The organism is Streptomyces sp. NPDC050674, assembly GCF_040654575.1.
Taxonomy (GTDB): Bacteria; Actinomycetota; Actinomycetes; order Streptomycetales; family Streptomycetaceae; genus Streptomyces.
The window spans coordinates 230,501-253,672 of record NZ_JBFAIG010000003.1 but is presented as its reverse complement, the minus strand read 5'-3'; the positions used below and the strand labels follow the sequence as shown (position 1 = coordinate 253,672).

The window sequence follows — 23,172 nt, the reverse complement described above, 5'->3', positions numbered from 1 at the left end:
GACCGACGCGTCGCCTGATTGGAACCGCTCCCACTGGTGCGAAGGAAGGTAGCGCCGAGTGGCGCGGTTGCCCAGAGGTGCTGCGAAACTTTTCGAGAATCCAACGGTTTTGCGCCTTCGACTCTTCAAGCGTCTTGACCGTCACTGCCCGCATCCCCATGATGGGAGCGCTCCCACTGGCCAAGACTTGTCCTTCCCCGAGCTGCAAGCCGCTAGGAGGAACCAGTTCATGGATCCCGGACGCAAACGCAGAGCCGTTCGGCGGGTGTGGACCGCCGTGGCGACCGCTTTAGCCCTGCCAATGTCGTTGCTGGCGACGGGTTCGACTCCCGCCCAGGCCGCCGCACTTCGGTGCAGTGTCGACTACAAGACCAATGACTGGGGCTCCGGCTTCACCGCGGATCTGACGATCACCAACCGCGGTACGGACGTCATCGACGGCTGGACCCTGACGTACAGCTACACGGGCAATCAGAAGCTGAGCAACGGCTGGAACGGCACCTGGTCCCAGTCCGGACAGTCGATCACCGTGAAGGACGCCGGCTACAACGGCAAGATCGCCGCCGGCGCGGCCGTGTCGACCGGCGCGCAGTTCAGCTACAGCGGCACCAACGCCGCGCCCAGCAACTTCGCGGTCAACGGCACCAGCTGCACCGGTGCCCACCAACCCCCCATCACCGTGCTCACCAGCCCGGCGGCCGGCGCGGTCTACACGCAGGGCGACGCGGTCCCGCTCGCGGCCACCGCCGCGGCCGCGGACGACGCCACCATCAGCAAGGTCGAGTTCTACGACGACACCAAGCTGCTGGGCACCGATACGACGGCGCCGTACTCGCTGTCGGTCTCCAGCTTGACCGTGGGCAGTCATTCGCTGCTCGCCAAGGCCTACGACAGCCTGGGCGCGTCAGCGGAGTCCACGCCCGTGGGCATCACGGTCGCCTCAGGGCCCACCGTGGTCGCAACACCCACCCAACTGGGCATCCAGCAGGGCAAGACGGGCACGTACGAGGTGAAGCTGTCGAAGCAGCCGTCCTCGAATGTCACCGTCGACACGGCTCGGACGGGCGGTAATTCAGGTCTGTCGGTGACCGGCGGCGCCTCGCTCACCTTCACGCCGCAGAACTGGAACACGGCGCAGAAGGTGACCATCACCGCCGACGGTTCCGGTACCGGCGCGGCGACCTTCGAGTCGGCGGCCCCCGGGCACGCGAAGGCGTCGGTCACCGTCACCCAGCTCGGAGCGACGAAGGCGTACGACGCCCGTTTCCTGGAGCTGTACGGCAAGATCACCAACCCGGCGAACGGCTACTTCTCCCCCGAGGGCATCCCCTACCACTCGGTGGAGACGCTGATCGTCGAGGCACCGGACCACGGCCACGAGACCACGTCGGAGGCCTACGGCTACCTGCTGTGGCTGCAGGCGATGTACGGCAAGGTCACGGGTGACTGGTCCAAGTTCAACGGGGCCTGGGAGATCATGGAGAAGTACATGATCCCGACCCATGCCGACCAGCCGACCAACTCCTTCTACAACGCCTCCAAGCCTGCGACGTACGCGCCCGAGCTGGACACCCCGAACGAGTACCCGGCCAAGCTCGACCCGTCCGTTGCGGCTGGCCGGGACCCGATCGCGGCGGAGCTGAAGAGCGCGTACGGCACGGACGACGTCTACGCTATGCACTGGCTCCAGGACGTCGACAACGTCTACGGTTTCGGCAACTCGCCGGGCAAGTGCGAGGCGGGTCCGTCGGACACCGGTCCGTCGTACATCAACACCTTCCAGCGCGGTGCGCAGGAGTCGGTGTGGGAGACGGTGCCGCAGCCGACCTGCGACGCCTTCAAGTACGGCGGCAAGAACGGTTACCTGGACCTGTTCACCGGTGACGCCTCCTACGCCAAGCAGTGGAAGTTCACCAACGCCCCGGACGCCGACGCGCGTGCGGTGCAGGCCGCTTACTGGGCCGACATCTGGGCCAAGCAGCAGGGCAAGGGGTCGGACGTCTCCACGACCGTGAGCAAGGCCGCGAAGATGGGCGACTACCTGCGCTACGCGATGTACGACAAGTACTTCAAGAAGATCGGCAACTGCGTCGGCCCGTCCACCTGCCCGGCGGGCACCGGCAAGGACGCCTCGCACTACCTGATGTCCTGGTACTACGCCTGGGGCGGCGCCACCGACACCTCGGCGGGCTGGGCCTGGCGCATCGGCTCCAGCCACTCCCACAGCGGCTACCAGAACCCCCTCGCGGCCTACGCACTCGCCAACTACGCACCGCTGAAGCCGAAGTCGGCGACGGGGCAGGCCGACTGGGCCAAGTCGCTCGAGCGGCAGATGGAGTTCTACCGCTGGCTCCAGTCCAGCGAGGGTGCCATCGCCGGCGGTGCGACCAACAGCTGGGAGGGCCGCTACGCGACCCCGCCTTCGGGCAAGTCGACGTTCTACGGCATGTACTACGACGAGAAGCCCGTCTACCACGACCCACCGTCCAACCAGTGGTTCGGCTTCCAGGCGTGGTCGATGGAGCGGGTCGCCGAGCTGTACCAGCAGACGGGGAACGCGACCGCGAAGACCGTCCTGGACAAGTGGGTCAAGTGGGCGCTGTCCAAGACCACGTTCAACCCGGACGGCACCTACCGGATCCCGTCGACGCTCCAGTGGTCGGGCCAGCCCGACACCTGGAACGCCTCAAGTCCCGGTGCCAACAGCGGACTTCACGTCACCGTCGCCGACTACACCAACGATGTCGGTGTGGCGGCCGCGTACGCCAAGACCCTGATGTACTACGCCGACCGGTCCGGCGACACCGAGGCCGCGTCCGCGGCGAAGAAACTGCTGGACGGGATGTGGACCAACTACCAGGACGCCCTGGGCATCGCCGTCCCGGAGACCCGCACCGACTACAACCGCTTCGACGACGGTGTCTACATCCCGAGCGGCTGGACGGGCACCATGCCGAACGGTGACGCGATCAACTCGTCGTCGACGTTCGAGTCGATCCGGTCCTTCTACAAGAGCGACCCGGCCTGGTCGAAGATCGAGGCCTATCTGAAGGGCGGGGCCGCCCCCTCCTTCACGTACCACCGGTTCTGGGCCCAGGCGGACATCGCCCTGGCCATGAGCTCGTACGCGGAACTCCTCGAATAACCCCCCGCTGAGGCCCGCGTGCGCGACCCCGTCACAAGGAGACGGGGTCACCCGCCGGGCGGCTCCCAGCCACACGGGGGCCGCCCGGTGACCGCCCGTTTCTCCACCGCCCCATGAGCCTGTCGGCCTGGCATCGAGTTGGCCTCCGCGGGAACGACCTGCGGTTTCGGGATCCGCGCGAGAGTACTGCGTCCGCCACCTTGTCAGGTACATGGCCGTCTCCTAGAGTCCCCTCGCAAGAAGGAATTGGGAGCGCTCCCAATCTGGGTGCTCCTCTCCCCCACATCCACTGCGGAGGAGCCGCATGCAACCATCACTTCATTACGCCCGCAGGGTGCGAGCCCTGTCCGGTGCGCTGCTCACCTCACTCGTCGCGCTGGCAGCGCTTCTCACAAGCGCTTCGACGTCGCACGCCGACACAACGATCTGCGAGCCGTTCGGCTCCACCACCATCCAGGGCCGTTACGTCGTGCAGAACAACCGCTGGGGGACCAGTCAGCCCCAGTGCATCGCCGTCACGGACTCGGGCTTCAGGGTCACCCAGGCCGACGGTTCGGTCCCGACGAACGGCGCCCCGAAGTCCTACCCGTCCGTGTACAACGGCTGCCACTACACCAACTGCTCCCCCGGCACGAAGCTCCCCGCTCGACTGAGCTCCATCGCCGACGCACCCACGAGCATCTCCTACAGCTACGTCGGCGGCGATGCCGCGTACAACGCCTCGTACGACATCTGGCTGGACCCGACGCCCCGCACCGACGGCGTGAACCGGACCGAGATCATGATCTGGCTCAACAAGGTGGGCCCGATCCAGCCCATCGGCTCCCAGGTCGGTACGGCGAGCGTGGCCGGACGCACCTGGCAGGTGTGGTCGGGCAGCAACGGCTCCAACGACGTGCTCTCCTTCGTCGCGCCGTCGGCGATCGACAGCTGGAGCTTCGACGCGATGGACTTCGTCCGGCAGGCCGTCTCCCGCGGACTCGCGCAGCCCGACTGGTACCTGACGAGCGTTCAGGCGGGCTTCGAGCCTTGGCGGAACGGCGCGGGACTGGCGGTGAACTCCTTCTCGTCCACTGTCAACCTCGGCGGCGGCACACCCGGCCCCGGCACTCCCGGCGGACCCGCGGCATGCAAGGTGGCCTACAGCACCAGCGTGTGGCAGGGCGGCTACACCGCCGATGTCACCTTGACCAATACGGGTTCCTCGCCGGTCAACGGCTGGAATCTCGCGTTCACCCTGCCCGCGGGGCAGACGATCACCAGCGCGTGGAACGCCGGGATCTCTCCGTCGTCGGGAGCGGTCACGGCCCGCAACCTGGCGTACAACGCATCTCTTGCGCCTGGCGGCCAGGTCTCCTTCGGCCTCCAGGCCTCTTACAGCGGCAGCTTCGCCAAACCGGCCGCCTTCAGCCTGAACGGAACGCCCTGCACCACCGCGTGATGTCTTCAGGAATGACTCACCTGACCCGAGCCGCCGGTCGGCCGGCCGCCCCACTGCCGAGCACACACCGGACCCGAGTCGCGTCCGCTCACCCGGGGTCCGCCCGCCAGGCTCGTGCCTGACGGGCGGGCCCCGTCCTTCTCACGAGGCACCCGTCTCCGACTGTTCGAGTGCGTTCCACCCACGCACACGGTGGACATGAGCGGTCTTGGGGTAGGAGGTCTCCGCGTCCGAGCGTGGGCCGATCTCAAACAGGTCGATCATCAAGAAGAGCGGGTAGGTGGGAGACTGACGCGTCCGCTTCACTATGACGCCCTCACAGCCGATGACCGTTCCCGATGGCCCCCACACAGCCGTCCAGGTGTGGGGTTTCGAGGCGTCCAGGGGAAGGACGACTTCCGTCATGTCCGTTGTCAACCGCCTGTCCGAATGCGCTTTCACCCCGCACCGGGCGTGACTCCGCCTCTCGCCGACGGCGTCGGCGTCGATCTCGAAGACACAGACCTCACCGCTCTCCCCCTCCGACAGATGTTCCGTGCCCACGAGCCACGCCGCGAGCATGCATCCCTCGTCCACGCTCGCGCTCACCGTCACTTCCACCCGTCCGGCCGTGGGCGCCCAGAGCAGCCGCTGGGGGGTCACCGTGCGGACGACGAGTCCGTCGGAACGGTGTCGGTGTGTTCCCCGGTGGGAGCCCACCGGGCCGGAGAAGACCCCGGTCTGCACGTTGGACACACGAAGCGGAGCGTCCTCCTCTCGCCAGTCCGGCTGGTCGGCGTCGATCCGCAGCCGCAGCCCCGAACCGTCGATGTCGTAGCGTGCCTGAGAGCGCTCGGGTGACGTCCAATGAGGCAGATAGTGATCGACCCAGCGATCCTTCCTGAGCTGCGGAACGGCGAAATCGTCCTCGAAGTCAGGCTCATGAGCCGGAGAATCGGGGAACCGCAGGACTTCCTCATCCATGCCACCATCGTCCCAGACGACGGCCCCCGCCGTTTCGACGCTGCTCCCCTGTGCGCGGAACGAACCCGGTGATGTGCACTGCGCATTCACTCATGAATGACGCGAACACGACGTCGTCACCTGGCCGACGGAGCACGGGTCACGCCTGGAAGCCGTGTGCCCCGCTCCTTCGCCCCGTAAGATCGGATGATCTCGTGGGGGAGGTGGTCATGGGCAGGCGACGCCCCGGTACGCCGACGCTGGAAGAGGTGGCCGCTCACGCCGGGGTGGGGCGTGGCACGGTCTCACGCGTCATCAACAACGCGGCCGGCGTGAAGAAGTCGACGCGCGAAGCCGTGCAGCGAGCCATCGAGGAGCTCGGGTACGTTCCCAATCTCGCGGCGCGCTCCCTGGCCGGGCACGGCACCGATGCTGTCGCTCTTGTTCTGACGGAGCCCGACTGGCGCGTGTTCGCCGAGCCGTTCTTCTCGGAGATCGTCCGCTCGCTCGGGGACGCGCTGACGGACACCGGGATGCAGCTGATGCTGACCCTGGTCCGCTCGGACACCGAGCGCAAGCGCTTCCTGGAGTATGCCCGCGGCGGTCGGGTCGACGGGGTTCTGCTGTTGTCGGTGCATGCGGGCGACCGGCTGCCGGACATGCTCGCCGAGGCGCGGCTGCCGACCGTGATGCTGGGGCGCCGCTCGGGCGACGAGTACGTCAGCTACGTGGACGCGGACAACGTGGGCGGTGCCCGCAGCGCCGTCTCCCACCTGCTGGCACGGGGCCGCGGAACGATCGCCACCATCACGGGGCCGTTGGACATGTACGTCGCCCAGTGCCGGCTGCGCGGCTACCGGGATGCTCTGACGCTTGCCGGCTCCAGGTACGAGGAGTCCTTGGTCGCCGAAAGCGACTTCTCGGAGGACAGCGGGCGCCGCGCGATGGCGGAACTGCTCGCACGGCACCCGGAGATCGACGGCGTCCTCGCCGCGTCGGACACCACGGCGGCGGGGGCTCTGCAAGCACTGCGTGCGGCGGGACGGCGCGTACCGGAGGATGTCGCCGTGATCGGTTTCGACGACTTTCCGCTGGCTCAGCGCACCGATCCGCCGCTGACCACCGTGCGTCAGCCGCTGGAGGAGATGGGCCGGGCCATGATCCGGCTGCTCCTGGAGGACATGGACGAGCCGTCGGTGGCCTACCGCCACGTCATCCTCCGCACGCGGCTGCAGGTCCGTGAATCGGCGTGACGAGCGTCGTCGCCCGCCGGGTGTCCCGAGCCGGAGTCTTCCAACCACAGGTTTCGGGAGCGCTCCCAATCCCTGTGCCGTGGCGACGGTCCACCGCTCGGATACACCGCCCGCCAGGCGCCTTCTGCCACCCGGATCCGGCCGCTACGTGTCCCCGATGACGATGATGTCCAGCGTCCGCGGTCCGTGCACGCCCTCGACGCGGTCCAGCTCGATGTCACTGGTGGCGGAGGGACCGGACACGAGCGTCAGGGCCGGTACGGATCGACGCGGCCAAGAGCCTCGGGCACATCGAAGACGATCTGGTCCGCGCGGACCACGCAGATGTGCTGGTCCGGGAGAAGGGTCAGGGCCCGGCGCCCCTGGCCGGAGCCATGGTCGGGTATCCCGGTCCCGGTCACGGCGATGGCGGTCGCAGCGGTGGTGAGCACCGCGTCCGCCGCGTCGAGCTGCCCTGGCGTCAGCGGCGGGGAGTCCTCCATGGCGTCGTAGCCCGCGAAGACCTCCGCGAAGCGGCGCACCATCGGCAGGGTCTCGGGGCGGTAGCCGGTGTTGAAGTGCATCTGGCCGCAGCACGCCTGGTCCTGCGGGAACTCCACGGTGTGGCCCAGACGTTCCAGCAGTCGAGTGACCGCCCGGCCGGTGTCCGGGAACATCGTGTCGTTGAAGCAGGTGATGAAGAGGGCCATGCGCATGGGTGGTTCCCGGTCACAGCTGCCACACCACGGGCAGTGAGGCGTCGGCTCCGTCGGCGGAGTAGTCGTGGACGACGTCCAGCAGTTCGGCCATCCGCGCCTGCCACGCGATGTTGACCGGCAGCTTCTCGAGTGCGGCGATCATCGCCGGGTAGTCCTCCACCTCCAGGAGGTGGAACAGGTCGGTACCGCTGCGCCAGATCGTCCACTCACCGACCCCCGCGGCGCGGATGGCCGCGGTCAGTTCCTCGGGGACCTCGCGGTGCGCCGCCTCGTACTCCGCGATGCGGTCGGCGCGGACCTTGGTGTGCAGGGCGACTCTCATGGCGCCTCCTTCGACGGTGTGGCGGCGGGGACCGGCGTGTCCGGGGCCAGCAGCCCCTCGGCGTGCAGTTCGTCCCACAGGGCGGCGGGGACGGGGTGCCGCAGCCGGTCCACGGTGTCGCGCACTTCCTCGGCGGAGCGGGCTCCGCTCAGGACGCTCGCGACCGCCCGGTGGCCGAACGGGAAGTGCAGGGCGGCCGCGCGCAGCGGCACACCGTGGCGTGCGGCGATCGCCTTGAGCCGCAGGGCACGGTCCAGGACGGAGCGCGGGGCGGGCGCGTAGTCGTACGTCGCACCGGGCCTCGGATCGGTCAGCAGCCCGGAGTTGAACACCCCGCCGATGATGACGCTCCTTCCGCGGGCGGCGGCCTCGGGCAGCACCTCGGCGAGCCCCTCCTGTTCCAGCAGGGTGTAGCGGCCGGCGAGCAGGACCACGTCGATGTCGGTCTCCCGCAGGAAGCGGGCGGGCAGCGCGCAGTGGTTGGTCCCGATGCCGATCGCCTTGACGACGCCTTCGTCCCGCAGCCGCTCCAGCGCCGGATACGCCTCGGTGAGGGCCTGCTCGGCGTGGTCGTCGGGGTCGTGCAGGAGTGCGACGTCGACGCGGTCGAGACCGAGGCGGTCCAGGCTCGCTTCCAGGGAGCGCAGTACGCCGTCGGCGCTGAAGTCCCAGACACGCCGATGGGTGTCGGAGACGGCGAAGCCGTGCGCGCGGTCGTCGCCCGCGCCGCCCCGCGGATTCGGCTCCAGCAGCCGTCCGACCTTCGTGGACACGGTGTACGTGTCCCGGGGGCGCTCGCACAGCGCGGTGCCCAGGCGGCGCTCGGACAGGCCGAGCCCGTAGTGGGGCGCGGTGTCGAAGGTGCGGATGCCCGCGTCCCAGGCGGCGTCCACGGCGGCGAAGGCCGCCTCGGCGGTGACCGGGCGGTAGAGGTTGCCGATCCCCGCGGCTCCGAACGACAGTTCGGTGACCCGGACACCGGTGCCGCCCAGAGGCGTTGTCCTCATGAGCCGGCCGCCGGGCGGAGCCTGAGCCCCTGCGTGCCGCCGTCGACGGCGAGGGCGGTACCGGTCACGGAGGCGGCGGCCGGGGACGCCAGATAGGCCACGGCCGCCGCGATTTCGTCCGCGGTGACCAGGCGGCCCATCGGCTGGCGTGCGTTCAGGGCGGCACGTTCCGCCTCGGGGTCGTCGGCGGCGGCCAGGAGCCGGGCCACCCAGGGGGTGTCGGCGGTGCCCGGGTTGACGCAGTTGACGCGGATGCCCTCGCGGACGTGGTCGGCGGCCATGGCCAGGGTGAGGGACAGCACGGCGCCCTTGCTGGCGGAGTACAGGGCGCGCTGCGGGAGCCCGGCCGTGGCCGCGATCGAGCAGATGTTGACGATGGCCGCGGTGCCCGGACGGGCGGTGGCAGCGCGCCGCAGGTACGGCAGGGCGGCGCGGGTGGTGCGCACCATGCCGAGGACGTTGACGTCCAGGACGCGGTGCCACTGTTCGTCGGGGTTGTCCTCGACGGTGCCGACGGCGCCGATGCCCGCGTTGTTGACGAGGATGTCCAGGCCGCCGAGCCGCGCGGCCGCTTCCTCCACGGCGCGGCGGACCGAGGTGTCGTCGCCGACGTCGGCCTTGAGGGCGTACAGCGGCTCCGGCACTCCGGACGGTTCCAGGTCGAGCACGGCGACCTTTGCGCCCTGCGCGGCCAGCGTCCGGGCCGTGGCCAGTCCGATGCCGGACCCTCCGCCGGTGACCATGGCTCTGAGGCCTGACATCCCGGTCATGCCACCTCCTCCTGCCCGGCGCGGTCGGCGACCCAGAACGTCCCGTCCGGGTAGCGGTACTCGGCGATGGACTCCTCCTTCATCGTGGCGGAGAAACCCGGTGCGAGAGGCGCGGTGTAGTGCCCGTCGCGCATCACCACGGGCACGGTGAAGTGCTGGTGGAGGTGGTCGACGTACTCGATGACCCGGTTCTCGGTGGTACCGGACAGAGCCAGGTAGTCGAACATCGACAGGTGCTGCACCAGCTCGCACAGACCCACCCCGCCGGCGTGCGGACACACCGGCACCCCGAACTTCGCGGCGAGCAGCAGGATGGCCAGGTTCTCGTTGACCCCGCCGACCCGGGCGGCGTCGATCTGGAGCACGTCGAGGGCGCCGGCCTGGAGAAGCTGCTTGAAGATGACGCGGTTCTGCACGTGTTCGCCGGTGGCCACCTTCACCGGCGCGACCGCTTCACGCACGGCGGCGTGTCCGAGGATGTCGTCGGGACTGGTGGGCTCCTCGATCCAGTACGGGTCGAAGGCAGCGAGCGCGTCGGTCCACCGGATCGCCTCGTCCACGTTCCACCGCTGGTTGGCATCGATGGCGATGCGAATGCCGTCACCGACGGCGGCACGGGCGGTGCGCAGACGCCGGACGTCGTCCTCCAGGTCCGCGCCCACCTTCAGCTTGATCTGGGTGAACCCGTCGGCGACCGCCTGCTTGGCCAGCCGGGTCAGCTTGTCGTCGGAGTAACCGAGCCAGCCGGGCGAGGTCGTGTAACCCGGGTATCCGCGGTTCACCAGCACGGCCTCGCGCTCGTCGAGCCCCGTGCGGCCCTCGCGCAGGAGGGCGAGTGCGTCCTCGGGGGTGAGAACGTCGGCGATGTAGCGGAAGTCGACCTGGGAAACCAGCCACTCGGGTTCGGCGTGGGCGAGCAGGCGCCACAGCGGCTGACCGGCGCGCTTGGCGGCCAGGTCCCACACGGCGTTCACGACCGCGCCGATCGCCATGTGCATCACGCCCTTCTCGGGGCCGAGCCAGCGCAGCTGACTGTCACCGATCAGGTCGCGGCTCAGCGAGCCCGGGTCGGCGCACAGCTCCTCGACGGAACGGCCCACGACGTGGTGGCGCAGGGCTGCGATCGCGGCGACCTGCACATCGTTGCCGCGTCCGATGGTGAAGGTGAAACCGTGGCCTTCGAGCCCGTCACCGGCGTCGGTGCACAGCACGACATAGGCGGCGGAGTAGTCGGGGTCCGGGTTCATCGCGTCGGAACCGTCCAGCTCCCGCGAGGTGGGGAAGCGGACGTCATAGGTGTCGACCGCGGTGATCCGGGCTGAGTTGGCAGTCAAGGGAGTGCCTTTCACGCTTGGCCGAAGGTCTGGCGCTGGCTGCCGAGCCTGTCGACGGAGAGTTCGACGGTGTCGCCGGGGCGGAGGTAAGGAGTGCCGGGCAGACCGAGAGCCACGCCCGCGGGCGTACCCGTGTTGATCACGTCGCCCGGCTCCAGGACCATGTACCGGCTCAGGTACGCCACGATGTGGTCGACCGGAAAGATCATGTCCCGGGTGTGCCCGTTCTGCCGCTTGACGCCGTTGACGCTCAGGTGCAGCCCGAGGTCCTGCGGATCGCCGACCTCGTCGGCGGTGACCAGCCAGGGCCCGAGGGGATTGAAGGTCTCGCAGGACTTGCCGAGGTCCCACTGCGGGGAGTACTCCAGCTGGAACTCACGCTCCGAGACGTCATGACTGATCGCGTACCCGGCGATGACGGCGTGCGCGGCCTCGGGGCCGTCCAGGTACCGAGCCCGGCGGCCGATGACGACCGCGAGTTCGACCTCCCAGTCCGTCTTCACCGAGCCCCGAGGGACGAGCACCTCGTCGTAGGGCCCGACCACGGTTCCCGGGTCCTTCATGAACACCACCGGCCGCTCCGGGATCGCGGCACCGGTCTCGGCGGCGTGGTCCCGGTAGTTCAGACCAACACAGACGATCTTTCCGGGGCGGGCGACGGGCGGACCGATCCGCAGGCCGTCAGCGTCCAGAACGGGGAGGGCTCCTGCCGCGACCGCGGCACGGGCACGGTCGATGCCGTCCGAGGCGAGGAACGCGCCGTCGACGTCGGAGGTCACGGAGGACAGGTCCAACAGCCGGCCGTCGTCGGTGCGGACAGCGGGCCGCTCTTCGCCGGGAGCGCCGACTCGTAGCAGTTTCACTGGCGTTTCCCTTGCCATAGGCGGGTTCAGGGAGGGGGGAGTGACGGTCGGTCGTACGGGCCATTGCCGCCGGTAGCGCCCCGACCGGACCGTGTGGAGGGCCTCAATGGCCCGCTCCCTCAGTCATCGGATGAATGGCGGCATCGAGACTGTAGACGCAAGACCACCCGCTGGCAACGGATTCCTCGGATGTATTTCTTCTGCCGTGAGCGTTCATCCGGACATGAAGGGAAGTTGCGCCCCGGTCGCTGCTGATGTGGGGTGACGACCGGGCTTTCGTCCGATGACTCCGGGCGAGCCATCTGCGGGAGACACCGCTGGTGGGAGCCGTGACCTCCTCCGCCGACCCGGACCGGAATGGGTGACAGCAGCCCGGCAGCACCGTTCCGTGGACGTGACAGCCCAGCTGACGCAGCGGTCGTTGCCGAATCGTGAGGCTCGTCCGCTCGGTGCGACGCGATCGACCGATTGGGCATAGGTGCAGGTCCCAGGGTGGCGCACCAGACCGTCTCACGCGTTCACGGGGGGCCGATCGGCATGGTTTCGCCATGCTGTGCGATTCAACGGCCGCGGAGTCTTGTCAACTTCGGCACCCCGTCGTAACGTCCTCGACGTCCGAGAGACATCGGAGGAATGGCCCGGGGGCGCCTGGAGCCCTTCCGAACGGTCGGATACAGCCCCTGACCTGCGTCTCTCGGGCAGGCTCTCCCTCCTTTCCGTCCCCCTCGGGCGCGGTCCCGCACTGCCTTGTGCCGGGCCACCCTCTGCCCGGCCCGCGGCCTCGCCGGTCTCCTCCGGCAGGCGAGTACGCCTCCCTCTCATCGCTGTCTCGCGGTCCTCCGCCCCGTAAAAGGAGACAACACGGCCATGAAGCTCACTCGCACCCGTTCCACTGCCGCAGCCGCCACCGCCGTGCTCGCGGTCCTCGCCCTCGCCACCGCGTGCAACCGGAACGGCTCGGAGTCGGTCGGCGCGGGCGGTGACAAGCCGGCCATCGGCATCGACCTGCCGCGTTCCGACTCCGACTTCTGGAACTCCTACGCGCAGTACCTGAAGAAGGGCATCAAGGCGGACGGCATCAACGCCCTGCCGGTCAGCAACTCGCAGAACGACGTCACCAAGCTCGTCGCCAACGTCCAGGTCTTCGAGAACACCGGAGCGAAGGCCGTCGTCATGGCACCCCAGGACACCGGCGCCATCGCCTCCACCCTCGACACCCTCGCGTCCAAGAAGATCCCCGTGGTCAGTGTCGACACCAGGCCTGACAAGGGTGAGGTCTACATGGTGGTCCGCGCCGACAACCGGGCGTACGGCACCAAGGCCTGTGAGTTCCTCGGCAAGCAGCTCGGCGGCAAGGGCAAGGTGGCCGAGTTCCAGGGCTCTTTGGACTCCATCAACGGCCGCGACCGCTCGGAGGCGTTCGCCGAGTGCATGAAGACCAAGTTCCCCAAGATCAAGGTCTTCGAGCTGCCCACGGAGTGGAAGGGTGACGTCGCCTCCGCCAAGTTGCAGTCGCTGCTGGCCCAGCACCCGGATCTGAACGGTATCTACATGCAGGCCGGCGGCGCGTTCCTCCAGCCGACCCTGGCGCTGCTGGAGCAGAAGGGCCTGCTCAAGCCCGCCGGCGAGAAGGGCCACATCAGCATCGTGTCCAACGACGGCATCCCGCAGGAGTTCGACGCCATCCGCAAGGGCCAGATCGACGCCACGGTGTCCCAGCCCGCCGACCTCTACGCGAAGTACGCGCTGTACTACGCCCAGGCCGCGGCCGAGGGCAAGACCTTCAAGCCGGGTGCGACCGACCACGACTCCACCATCATCAAGATCCCGAACGGGCTGGAGGACCAGCTGCCCGCCCCGTTGGTGACCAAGGACAACGTGGACGACAAGTCTCTGTGGGGCAACAACGTCGGCTGACGACCGGCAGCCACCGACCGCGTCAGCGCCGGGGGACCTCGTTCCCCTCCCCCGGCGGCGGTACCCGCGACCCGGATCCGGTCGGCTCCTTGCTCCCGGTTCCCGATCCCCGGCCCCCACCATCCGTACGCGAAGGACGGTATCCACCATGGCGGACACCGCCACCAGCCCGGCGAGCGGCCCCGGAACCCGGGCACCGGTCGCCGAGGCGACCGGCATCAGCAAACGATTCGGCGCCACCGTCGCCCTGCGCGACGCCCGCATCAGCATCGCCGCGGGTGAAGCGCACGCCCTGGTGGGACGCAACGGCGCCGGCAAGTCGACGCTCGTGTCGATCCTCACCGGCCTCCAGCAGCCCGACACCGGTTCGCTGCGCTTCTCCGGTGTGCCGGCGCCCGCCTACGGCGACATCGACGCCTGGCGCTCGAAGGTCGCCTGCGTCTACCAGCGGTCCACGATCATCGGTGATCTGACCGTCGCCGAGAACCTCTTCCTGAACCGGCAGAGTCCCGGCGCGGTGCGCCCCATCCGCTGGAAGCAGCTCAGGCAGCGTGCGGAGGAACTCCTCGGCGAGTACGGCGTGGCCGTCGACCCCGCCGCACGGGCCAGGGACCTGACCGTCGAGCAGCGGCAGTTCGTGGAGATCGCCCGCGCGCTGTCCTTCGGTGCCCGTTTCATCATCCTGGACGAGCCCACCGCCAAGCTCGACGCCCGCGGCATCGGCCGCCTCTTCGACAAGCTCCGGGACCTGCAGGAGCAGGGCGTCGCCTTCCTCTTCATCTCCCACCACCTGCAAGAGGTCTACGACCTCTGCACCACCGTCACGGTCTACCGCGACGCCCGCCACATCCTGACCGCGCCCGTGGCCGAACTGGGGCACAACTCCCTCGTGGAGGCCATGACCGGCGACGCCGCCTCCGTGGCCGCAGGCCCCGCGAGCGCGTCCCCGGTCGCACCGGTCGACGGGGCGGAGCTGCTGCGCATCGACGGCCTCACCCTGCCCGGCGCCTGCGAGGACCTCTCCCTGGCGGTGCGCTCCGGCGAGGTCATCGGGCTCGCCGGAGCGACGGCCAGCGGCAATGTGCGGGTGGGCGAGACCGTCGCCGGTCTGCACCGCGCCAAGGCCGGCCGGATCACCGTCGGCGGCACAGTCGTGCGCACCGGCAGCGTGCCGTCCGCTCTGGCCGCCGGAGTGGGTTTCGTCCCCGAGGACCGCCATCTGCAGGGTCTGGTCAACAACCGGAGCGTGGCGGAGAACGCGACGCTCACCGTCACCGATCAGCTCGGCCCGTTCGGCACCGTCCTGCCCGCCCGGACCAGGGCCTTCGCCCGGCGCATGATCCGTGACCTCGACATCAAGACCCCGGCGGCCAACACCCCGGTCTCCGCGCTCTCCGGCGGCAACCAGCAGAAGGTCGTCGTCGCCCGCGCCCTGGTCACCGACCCCCACGTCCTGGTGGCCATCCGCCCCACCAACGGCGTCGACGTCAAATCCAAGGAGTTCCTGCTCGGCAGGATCCGGCGGGCCGCCGACGAGGGCAAGGCCGCCCTGATCGTCTCCGACGAACTGGACGACCTCAGAACCTGCGACCGCGTCGTGGTCATGTTCCACGGACGGGTGGTCGCCGAGTTCGACCGCGGCTGGAAGGACGAGCACGTCGTCGCCGCCATCGAGGGCGTCGCCGACACCACCACCGCATCCGCCGCGTCCGCGGCGTCCGGCACTCACCAGCACGGAAGGTAGACATGTCCGCCACCACAGAAGTCACGGAGCCCGCACCGAGCACAACGGAGCAGGCCGCGGCGGACACCGCCCGGCGCCGGCTCGACCTCGGCCGTTTCCGTGAACTGTCCCTGGTCCCGGCCATCCTGGTGCTGGGCCTCATCGGGTTCATCGTCTCGCCGGCCTTCCTCACCGCCGACAACCTCATCGGTGTGGCGCAGCAGTCCACCGAACTGAGCCTGCTCGTCCTGGCCACCGCACTCATCCTCATCTGCGGGCGCATGGACCTGTCGCTGGAATCGACCATCGGCGTTGCCCCGGTCATCGCCGTATGGCTAGTCCTGCCGACGACCGGTGGACGGTTCAACGGGCTCGGGCTCTTCCCCGAGTGGACGGCGGTCCCGTTGTGCCTCCTGGTCGGCGTGGCGATCGGCGTTCTGAACGGCTTCCTCATCCTCAAGCTGCGGCTCAACGGGTTCATCGTCACTCTCGGCGGTCTGACCATGCTGCGCGGCCTCCAGGTCGCCCTCTCCGAGGGCCAGTCGATCGTGGACCTGCCGTCCTCGTTCACCTACCTGGGCAAGGCGTCCTGGCTCGGCGTACCCGCGGCGATCTGGATCTGCGCGGTGCTGTTCGCGGCGGGGGGCAGCGCGCTGGCCTGGCTGCGGCACGGCCGTGCGCTGTACGCCATCGGCGGCAACGCGGAGGCGGCCCGCACCGCCGGCATCCGCGTCGACCGGATCGTGTGGGCCGTCCTCATCCTCGGCAGCCTGCTCGCCGCGTTCGCCGGGATCCTCTACAGCGGCCACTACGGCTCCATCTCCGCCACCCAGGGCAGCGGCTGGATCTTCCAGGTCTTCGCCGCGACCGTCATCGGAGGCGTGAGCCTGAACGGCGGCAAGGGGTCCGTGTTCGGCGCCCTCACGGGTGTCCTGACCCTCCAGCTGGTCGTCAACGTCATGACGCTCGCGGGCGTACCGGCGCTGTGGAACCAGTTCCTGAACGGCGCCATCATCATCGTCGCCCTGATCATCTCCCGATTCGCCTCCGGCGAGAAGCAGGAGTAGCGGTCGCCCGCTCCGCCCCGGCCCGGTGCCGAGTGGCGGTGCGGCGCTCGTACGTCCCCGGCACAGGAAGGCACGCACGTGGCACTCACCGACGAGGCGATGAACAAGATCAAGGCGATGATCGTCGCAGGTGAACTCGCCCCCGGCTCCCGCCTGCCGAAGGAGGAGCTGCTCGCCTCGCAACTGGGCCTGTCCCGCAACTCGCTGCGGGAGGCCGTCCGCGCGCTCACCGCGATGCGCATCCTCACCGTGCGGCAGGGGGACGGCACCTATGTGTCCAGCCTGGAGCCCCATCTCCTCCTGGAGTCGCTCTCCTTCGCCTCGGACGTCTCCCAGGGACGGACCGCCCTGCAACTGCTCCAGGTGCGCAGGCTCCTGGAGCCACAGGCGACCGGGCTGGCCGCCGCGCTGCTGACCCCCAAGGACCTGCGAGAACTCGGCGACATCCTGGAGCGGTCCAAATCGGCCGCCACGGTCGAGGAGTTCATCGCCCACGACATCGCCTTCCACGTGAGGATCGTCGAAGCCGTCGGCAACCCGGTGCTGTCCATGCTGCTGCGCGTGCTGTCCACCCGCACCCAGCGGGTACGCATCGTCCGGGGCACCCAGGCCCGGCGCACCGTGGACAACGCGCATCGTGACCACCAGCAGATCCTCGGCGCCCTGCGGGCACGCGACGCGCTGCTGGCCGCCTCGGCCGCGACGGTGCACATCACCGCCGTCGAACAGTGGCTGGCGGCCAGCCTGAACGAGGCGCCGGAGGAACCCCTCGCCGACTGGCCGCGCCCGTCTCCCGTGCTCCCTCCGCCCGATGCCCCCTCCCATGCCGGTCGGGCGGCGGCGGGTCACTCATGCCGCGGCACGGCACCGCGGGAGCGCCCGAGCGGGTGATGCGTCCGGGCGGCGGCGCATGGGGACGTCGTACGTACCAGGGGCGATACCGGAGTGGCACACCACTGGCCTCTGCCCAACAGCACTCCAGCCCTCACCCGTAACCGTCGGGACGGGATGACCGGCCAGCCCGCTGCCATGCACGCGCGAGGAGCGCGGTCGGTCCTCCAGAGACCCGAGGTCGCGGGCGTCGAGCGGGTCATTGTCCATGGGTTCAGACGGCGCCAGGGCCCCGGAAATCGTCGGCAACCTTTTCGCTTCCCGCGGTCACTGAGTAGTGCACCACCGGCTCGATCTTCCGAAACGGACAGTAAATGAACACTCCAAGGCAGGCCGCGCGGCAGCGCAGACAAAGACGCAGGCTCATCCTGGGCACCACGGTGGCGTTGACCACCGTGAGCGTTCTCGCCTACCTGCTGATGTGGTCCTCACCCGACCGCACCGCGGATGCGAAACCTGCCGCGGCCACCCCCTTCGCCACCCCCCACAAGAAGGCCGCCACCGCCACGGCCACCAAGACAAGCACCCCGAGCGCGACGGCGAGCCCGACCGGTTCCCCCAGCCCCAAGGCTTCCGCGACCACGACGACAGCAGCGCCGTCACCCAAAGGCACCCGTCAGCCCCCGCGAGAGGCGTCGACCACCACTCCGTCGGCAGGACGGATCAAGCCCGGCTCGACCTACCAGGGCGTCGCCACCGCCTACAAGGCCGGTGTCGGAGACGGCGCCTGCCTGTTCGGCCCGAGCCCCGACCTCATGATCGCGGCCATGAACACCACCGACTACGAGACGTCCAAGGCATGCGGCGCGTACGTGCTCGTCCGGGCGGCCAACGGCAAGTCCGTCACGGTACGGATCACCAACGAATGCCCCCTGCCCTGCGCACCCGGGCAGATCGACCTCAGTGAACAGGCCTTCGCCAAACTCGCCGACCTCAAGCTCGGCCGACTCCCCATCACCTGGAGCCTGGTCAGCCCGAGCACGATCGGCCCGATCTCCATCAGGTACAAGACCGGGTCCAGCCAGCACTGGTGCGCCATCCAGGCGATCAACCACAGGAACCCGGTCGCCGGGCTGGAGGTCCGCACCGCGGGCGGCTGGCGGCGACTGCCCCGCACCGCCTACAACTACTTCATCTCCGCCGACGGCAGCGGGTGCGGCGGTGGGATCAGAATCACCGATGTCTACGGCGAACGGCTGACCATCACCGGGCTCCCGGTGCGGGCGGACGTCGTCCAGCCCACCCGGGTCCAGTTCGCCCGGCACTGAGCCCACCGCCCCTCCGAAGCCACCGACGGTTTCCCTCGACGTCCTGATGGCATGGGCGACGGCCGCGCACCAGCGGCCGGCCGTTGCGGCCCCGTGACGACGCACGCGCCGCACGGCGCATGGGGCGGCTGCACAGCGTCACTGTGCAGCCGCCCGCGTGACTGGGATGCGTCCCGGCTCAGGACACCGGCTCGGGTTCCGAGGCAGGCTTCGGTTCCGAGGCGGGCTCGCTGTGCTTTGACACGGACTTCCGCAGACGTGTGCCCTCGACGTCGAGGTCGGGCAGGACACGGTCGAGCCAGGCGGGCAGCCACCAGGCGTGTCGTCCGGCGAGGGCGAGTACGGCAGGGACCAGGGTCATGCGGACGGCGAAGGCGTCGATGGCCACGCCGACGGCCAGCGCGAAGGCGATGGGCTTGATCAGGGAATCGTCGAGGGGGAAGAACCCGGCGAAGACGGTGAACATGATCAGGGCGGCCGCGGTGACGACCCGTACGCTGTGCCGCGCGCCGTCGATCACCGACCCGCGGGCCACACCGGTGTGGACCCACTCCTCCCGCATCCCGGAGACGAGGAACACCTCGTAGTCCATGGCGAGTCCGAACAGCACGCCGACCAGGATGATCGGCAGGAAGCTGACGACCGGACCGGTGTGGTCCAGGCCGAAGGCGTCCGCCAGCCAGCCCCACTGGAACAGAGCGACGACCATGCCGAGCGCGGCGCCGACCGACAGCAGGAATCCGACGGCGGCCTTGAGCGGGATCAGCAGCGAGCGGAACACCATGGTCAGCAGGATCAGGCTCAGCCCGACGACGATCGCCATGAACGGCAGCAGGGAGTCGCTGAGCCGGTTGGAGACGTCGATGTTGACAGCGGTGGTTCCGGTGACCGCGACCCTCGCTCCGGTCGTCTCGCGGATGTCCGGGGCCGCGGCCCGTATGTCGCGGACGAGGCGGCCGGTGCGGGCGCTGTCGGGACCGGTCTCGGGGATGACCTGGATGACGGTCTGCGCGGGATCACGTGTCGGCACGGGGGGCAGCACCGCCTTGACACCCTTGAGGTCCCGCAGCTTCCGCGCGGCCTGAGTGCCCGCCTGCGCACCGGGCCCGGTGTGGGTCTCGGTCAGCACCAGGAGCGGGCCGTTGAAGCCGGGGCCGAACTTGTCGCCGACCACGTCATACGCCTTGCGCTCGGTGGAACTCACCGGGGCCGAGCCGTTGTCCGGCAGGGCAAGACGCAGGTCCGCCGCCGGGAGGGTGAGCGCGACCAGGATGCCCGCGACGGCCAGAACGGTCAGCAGGGGCTTGGCGACGACCGACTTCACCCAGCGGGTGCCCAAAGCGGCCCTTCCTGCCAATTCGCCGGAGTCGACGGCCCGCCGGGCCGCCTTGCTGCCGGCCTTGGGGGTCAGCCGGGCGCCGAGGAATCCGGCGAGAGCCGGAAGCAGCGTGATCGCGGCCAGGACGGCGATGAGGACGGCGCCGGCGGCACCGAGGCCCATCGTCGTCAGGAACGGGATGCCGATGACACTGAGGGCGGCGAGGGCGATGATCACGGTGCTGCCGGCGAAGACGACCGCGCTGCCGGCCGTGCCGTTGGCCAGCGCGATGGACTCTTGCGGGTCGGTTCCACGGGCAAGCTGCTGGCGGTGGCGGGAGAGGATGAACAGGACGTAGTCGATGCCCACTGCCAGACCGAGCATCAGCGCGAGCGTGACGGCCGTCGAGGAGATACTGACCGCCGGGGCGAGGGCCAGCAGTCCGGTCAGCCCCACCGCCACACCCAGCAGGGCGGGCAGCAGCGACATGCCCGCGGCGAGCAGTGAGCCGAACGTGACAACGAGGACGAGCAGGGCGACCGCGACACCGATGATCTCGGACGGGCCGATGTGGACACCGTTGCTGCCGTAGACGCTGCCGCCCACGAAGGTCTTGAGTCCGTCCTTCTCGGCCGCCTCGGCCACCTGCTCGATGGCGTCCAGGGATGAGGCGCGCACCTCGGGCTGCTGCACCGAGTACTGCACCTGCACGATCGCGGTGGTCCGGTCGACCGAGACGGCGCCGGAAGTGGTCGGGCCTATGACGGCGCTGACCTGGGGCACCTTCGCGGCCGCCGCCTCGGCTCCGGTGATGGCCGCCGTATAGGGGGCCTCGGTGACGCGGTGGCCCTCGGGGGCGGTGAAGACGATCTGGGCGGCCGCTCCGGAGGCCTCGGGCAGCGTCCTGCCGAGTGTGTCCAGGGCCCGCTGCGATTCGGTCCCCGGCACGATGAAGCGGTCGTCGAGCTTGCCGCCGAAGACACCGACGCAGGTGATGAGCGCGGCCAGGACCACGAGCCATATGCCGAGCACCAGCTTGCGGTGACGGTAGGCACTCCGGCCCAGCCGGTGGAGCAGGACAGCCATGACGAACTCCCAAAGTCGGTGACGGGATTCCAGGACGCCTCGACACGGACGCCGGACGAGCAGTGGGCGGCTCTAGTAGCCGAGCGACGGTTGGGGGAATGGAGGGCGGTGCAGCGCCGCACGTCGACTCGGATCGATCCGTGCGCTCGACTTTATCACTCGCTCAAGTCGACTGCACAAGTCGCTTGCATCACATGATTCGCCTCGCCCGCTCACCGCCCAACGGAGCGATTCATGACCGGCGCCCGGAAGAAGGACGTCGATGCCTCAGGCCGAGCCCAGCGCGAAATGTCGTCGTGATCGGTGCCGGGCCTGCCGGTCCGACGGCGGCGCGGGAAGTCGTCGCGGCGGGCAGGTCCATGGCCGTCCTGGACGCCCACGACCGGGGCACAGCGTCAAGGAGCGGGGTATGCGCGCCGGTATCCACACCTTCACCGAATCCGGCTTCCGTCAGTGTCCGCCGGAGGCCGGGCAGCGCGGACACGCGGTCGGCAAGCGGAGCGTCCAGCTCGACGCGGACGGTGTCGCCCAGGTCGCGGGCCCTGAGATCGCCCACCGTGATCCCGTGCGCGGCCAGAAGCGCGCGCAGCGCGAACTCGGCGCGATCGACGCGGGCCAGGCGATGCGGGGTGACCTCGATGCCGTAGCGGATACGGCTGGCCGGCACGGTGTGGCGGGTTCGTTCCACGTCGGCGGCGACCAGTGCCGACTGAGGCTGCGTACGGCTTAGCTCAGGCCGGTGTCCAGGCCTACAGCGCGACGCGGGTGACGAGGACCGGGCCGGTGTTGTGCACACCGGCCCGGTCGCCGTATCTGCCCATCCAGGTCAGCTGTCCCGGGTCGCGGGCGTCGTGATTGATGATCCGCACGCGGTCCACGGTCTCGTCGCCGAACATCTGCGCAGTTCGGCCTCGCTGTTGCCGCGGTGGGTGCCTGTGGCGACCAGGATGACCAGGTCCCCGCGTACTCGTTCACGCAAGGGTGGCCCGGCGACGGGGTTGTGCAGGGCCGAGCGCAGTACGGCCGTCTGGTCCGCGGGTGCCTCATGGTGGAGCGGCAGGACCCTAGGCAAGACGCACTTTCACAGGTCTTCCCTCCTCAGTCGGTAGGCGCGAGTCGCCGTACCGCCGAAGATTTCGGAGCGCTCGGCTTCGGCGAGGCCACCGGTCAGCTCCTCGGTGGCGGCAACGACCTCCTCGTACGAGGCGGCCAGGAGGCACACCGGCCAGTCCGAGCCGAACATCACCCGCTCCGGGCCGAAGGCGTCCAGCACCACGTCGGCGTAGGGACGCAGGGTGGAGGCGTTCCAGTGGTCCCACTCGGCCTCGGTGACCATGCCGGACAGCTTGCAGAAGACGTTGGGCTGCGCCGCCAGTTGACGGATCAGTGACGCCCACGGCTGGAGTTCGCCCCGGGCGATGGGGGGTTTGGACAGGTGATCGAGGACGAACGTCAGCTCTGGCAGCGCTCGTGCGGTGGCGATGGCGGCGGGCAGTTGGTGCGGGAGGGTGAGCAGGTCGTAGGTGAGGCCCGCGGTCGCGACCGTGCGCAGGCCCCGGTGTACGTCGGGCCGGGTCAGCCAGTCGGGATCAGGTTCGCTCTGGACCAGGTGGCGTATTCCCACCAGGAGTTCGCCGCCGGGCGCTGCCCGAAGCGCGGACAGCGTGTCGGAGAGGCGGCTGGAGGTCAGGTCCGCCCAGCCGACGACACCTGCCACCAGATCGGTCCTCGCGGCCAGGGTCAGGAACTCCGCGGTCTCGTCGGTCTCCGGCAGAACCTGGACCAGGATCGTTCGGTCGATCCCCACCGCCGCGGCCTCCCGTGCCAGGTCCACCAGGGTGAAGTCCCGCCGTAGCGGGGCCATGTCCGGCTTGTCGAGCCAGTGGTGCGCGCGGCGGCGTGGGCCGGTGTCCGCCACCGTGCGGGAGGCGGACACCGGCCGCCAGGTGTGGTGATGTGCGTCGATCCTGGTCATGGTCTCTCCGGTTGGAGGTCGTGCGATCCGATGCGGACAGTGACCGCCACGACCGGATCTTCAGAGGCTCGGCTGACTGTGCGTCGCTGCTGTGTAAATACATCCCACGTGTGTGCGCTGGGTGGTTGTTGCCAGGCGGGCGACGCCCGTCC

Annotated in this window: 17 protein-coding genes and 3 pseudogenes; 9 read left to right on the top strand and 11 right to left on the bottom strand. The window is 69.4% G+C overall.

Features of this window, described 5'->3' with window-relative positions; all coding sequences use genetic code 11:
• Positions 1-229: 229 nt before the first annotated feature.
• Both AB0I06_RS08055 and AB0I06_RS08050 read left to right on the top strand, forming a co-directional pair.
• Positions 230-3,145: a glycoside hydrolase family 48 protein gene (locus tag AB0I06_RS08055; RefSeq protein WP_363117918.1), complete on the top strand. Its 2,916-nt coding sequence runs from the start codon at positions 230-232 to the stop codon at positions 3,143-3,145.
• A gap of 304 nt (positions 3,146-3,449) precedes the next feature.
• A complete protein-coding gene (locus tag AB0I06_RS08050; RefSeq protein WP_363117917.1) occupies positions 3,450-4,586 on the top strand; it encodes a cellulose binding domain-containing protein in 1,137 nt (378 codons plus the stop codon).
• 141 nt (positions 4,587-4,727) lie between these two features.
• Here the strand turns inward: AB0I06_RS08050 and AB0I06_RS08045 are convergent, their stop codons facing one another.
• Entirely contained in the window at positions 4,728-5,549 is an 822-nt protein-coding gene (locus AB0I06_RS08045) for a hypothetical protein (protein WP_363117916.1), read from the bottom strand.
• A gap of 209 nt (positions 5,550-5,758) precedes the next feature.
• Here AB0I06_RS08045 and AB0I06_RS08040 point away from each other — a divergent pair, with 209 nt between their 5' ends.
• Positions 5,759-6,781, top strand: a complete 1,023-nt coding sequence (locus tag AB0I06_RS08040; protein WP_363117915.1) for a LacI family DNA-binding transcriptional regulator — start codon at positions 5,759-5,761, stop codon at positions 6,779-6,781.
• 144 nt (positions 6,782-6,925) lie between these two features.
• Here AB0I06_RS08040 and AB0I06_RS08035 read toward each other — a convergent pair.
• The 7 genes and pseudogenes from AB0I06_RS08035 to AB0I06_RS08005 form a co-directional block, all read right to left on the bottom strand.
• Positions 6,926-7,242: pseudogene (locus AB0I06_RS08035) on the bottom strand (LUD domain-containing protein); the annotation flags it as partial.
• 18 nt (positions 7,243-7,260) lie between these two features.
• A pseudogene (locus tag AB0I06_RS08030) lies at positions 7,261-7,476 on the bottom strand ((Fe-S)-binding protein); the annotation flags it as partial.
• A gap of 13 nt (positions 7,477-7,489) precedes the next feature.
• A complete protein-coding gene (locus AB0I06_RS08025; protein ID WP_363117914.1) occupies positions 7,490-7,801 on the bottom strand; it encodes an L-rhamnose mutarotase in 312 nt (103 codons plus the stop codon).
• Entirely contained in the window at positions 7,798-8,808 is a 1,011-nt protein-coding gene (locus tag AB0I06_RS08020) for an aldo/keto reductase (protein ID WP_363117913.1), read from the bottom strand. Before AB0I06_RS08020 ends, AB0I06_RS08025 begins: the two co-directional genes overlap by 4 nt.
• Entirely contained in the window at positions 8,805-9,578 is a 774-nt protein-coding gene (locus tag AB0I06_RS08015) for an SDR family oxidoreductase (protein ID WP_363117912.1), read from the bottom strand. Before AB0I06_RS08015 ends, AB0I06_RS08020 begins: the two co-directional genes overlap by 4 nt.
• On the bottom strand, positions 9,575-10,912 hold the full coding sequence (locus AB0I06_RS08010; protein ID WP_363117911.1) for an L-fuconate dehydratase: 1,338 nt from the start codon (positions 10,910-10,912) through the stop codon (positions 9,575-9,577). Before AB0I06_RS08010 ends, AB0I06_RS08015 begins: the two co-directional genes overlap by 4 nt.
• Positions 10,913-10,923: 11 nt before the next feature.
• On the bottom strand, positions 10,924-11,775 hold the full coding sequence (locus AB0I06_RS08005) for a fumarylacetoacetate hydrolase family protein (RefSeq protein WP_363117910.1): 852 nt from the start codon (positions 11,773-11,775) through the stop codon (positions 10,924-10,926).
• Between the two features lie 867 nt (positions 11,776-12,642).
• On the opposite strand from AB0I06_RS08005, the gene AB0I06_RS08000 reads away from it, so the two are divergent.
• The 5 genes and pseudogenes from AB0I06_RS08000 (at position 12,643) to AB0I06_RS07980 (ending at position 18,641) form a co-directional block, all read left to right on the top strand.
• Positions 12,643-13,692 carry a sugar ABC transporter substrate-binding protein gene (locus AB0I06_RS08000; RefSeq protein WP_363117909.1) on the top strand — a complete coding sequence of 350 codons (1,050 nt, stop codon included), beginning with the start codon at positions 12,643-12,645 and terminating at the stop codon, positions 13,690-13,692.
• Positions 13,693-13,840: 148 nt separating this feature from the next.
• Complete coding sequence (locus AB0I06_RS07995; RefSeq protein WP_363117908.1) at positions 13,841-15,436, top strand: sugar ABC transporter ATP-binding protein; 1,596 nt, start codon at positions 13,841-13,843, stop codon at positions 15,434-15,436.
• Positions 15,437-15,438: 2 nt separating this feature from the next.
• Entirely contained in the window at positions 15,439-16,482 is a 1,044-nt protein-coding gene (locus AB0I06_RS07990; protein ID WP_363117907.1) for an ABC transporter permease, read from the top strand.
• A 78-nt stretch (positions 16,483-16,560) separates the two neighbouring features.
• A pseudogene (locus AB0I06_RS07985) lies at positions 16,561-17,241 on the top strand (FadR/GntR family transcriptional regulator); the annotation flags it as partial.
• Between the two features lie 446 nt (positions 17,242-17,687).
• The gene (locus tag AB0I06_RS07980; RefSeq protein ID WP_363117906.1) at positions 17,688-18,641 is read left to right on the top strand and encodes an expansin EXLX1 family cellulose-binding protein; all 954 of its coding nucleotides are present in this window, start codon (positions 17,688-17,690) and stop codon (positions 18,639-18,641) included.
• Positions 18,642-18,819: 178 nt separating this feature from the next.
• On the opposite strand, the gene AB0I06_RS07975 is transcribed toward AB0I06_RS07980, so the two are convergent.
• Positions 18,820-21,045, bottom strand: coding sequence for an MMPL family transporter (locus tag AB0I06_RS07975; protein ID WP_363117905.1), 2,226 nt, complete (start codon positions 21,043-21,045; stop codon positions 18,820-18,822).
• A gap of 409 nt (positions 21,046-21,454) precedes the next feature.
• Here AB0I06_RS07975 and AB0I06_RS07970 point away from each other — a divergent pair, with 409 nt between their 5' ends.
• On the top strand, positions 21,455-21,775 hold the full coding sequence (locus AB0I06_RS07970) for a hypothetical protein (RefSeq protein WP_363117904.1): 321 nt from the start codon (positions 21,455-21,457) through the stop codon (positions 21,773-21,775).
• Positions 21,776-21,794: 19 nt separating this feature from the next.
• On the opposite strand, the gene AB0I06_RS07965 is transcribed toward AB0I06_RS07970, so the two are convergent.
• Both AB0I06_RS07965 and AB0I06_RS07960 read right to left on the bottom strand, forming a co-directional pair.
• A complete protein-coding gene (locus AB0I06_RS07965) occupies positions 21,795-21,941 on the bottom strand; it encodes a hypothetical protein (protein ID WP_363117902.1) in 147 nt (48 codons plus the stop codon).
• 185 nt (positions 21,942-22,126) lie between these two features.
• A complete protein-coding gene (locus AB0I06_RS07960; protein WP_363117901.1) occupies positions 22,127-23,020 on the bottom strand; it encodes an amidohydrolase family protein in 894 nt (297 codons plus the stop codon).
• Between the last annotated feature and the right edge of the window lie 152 nt (positions 23,021-23,172).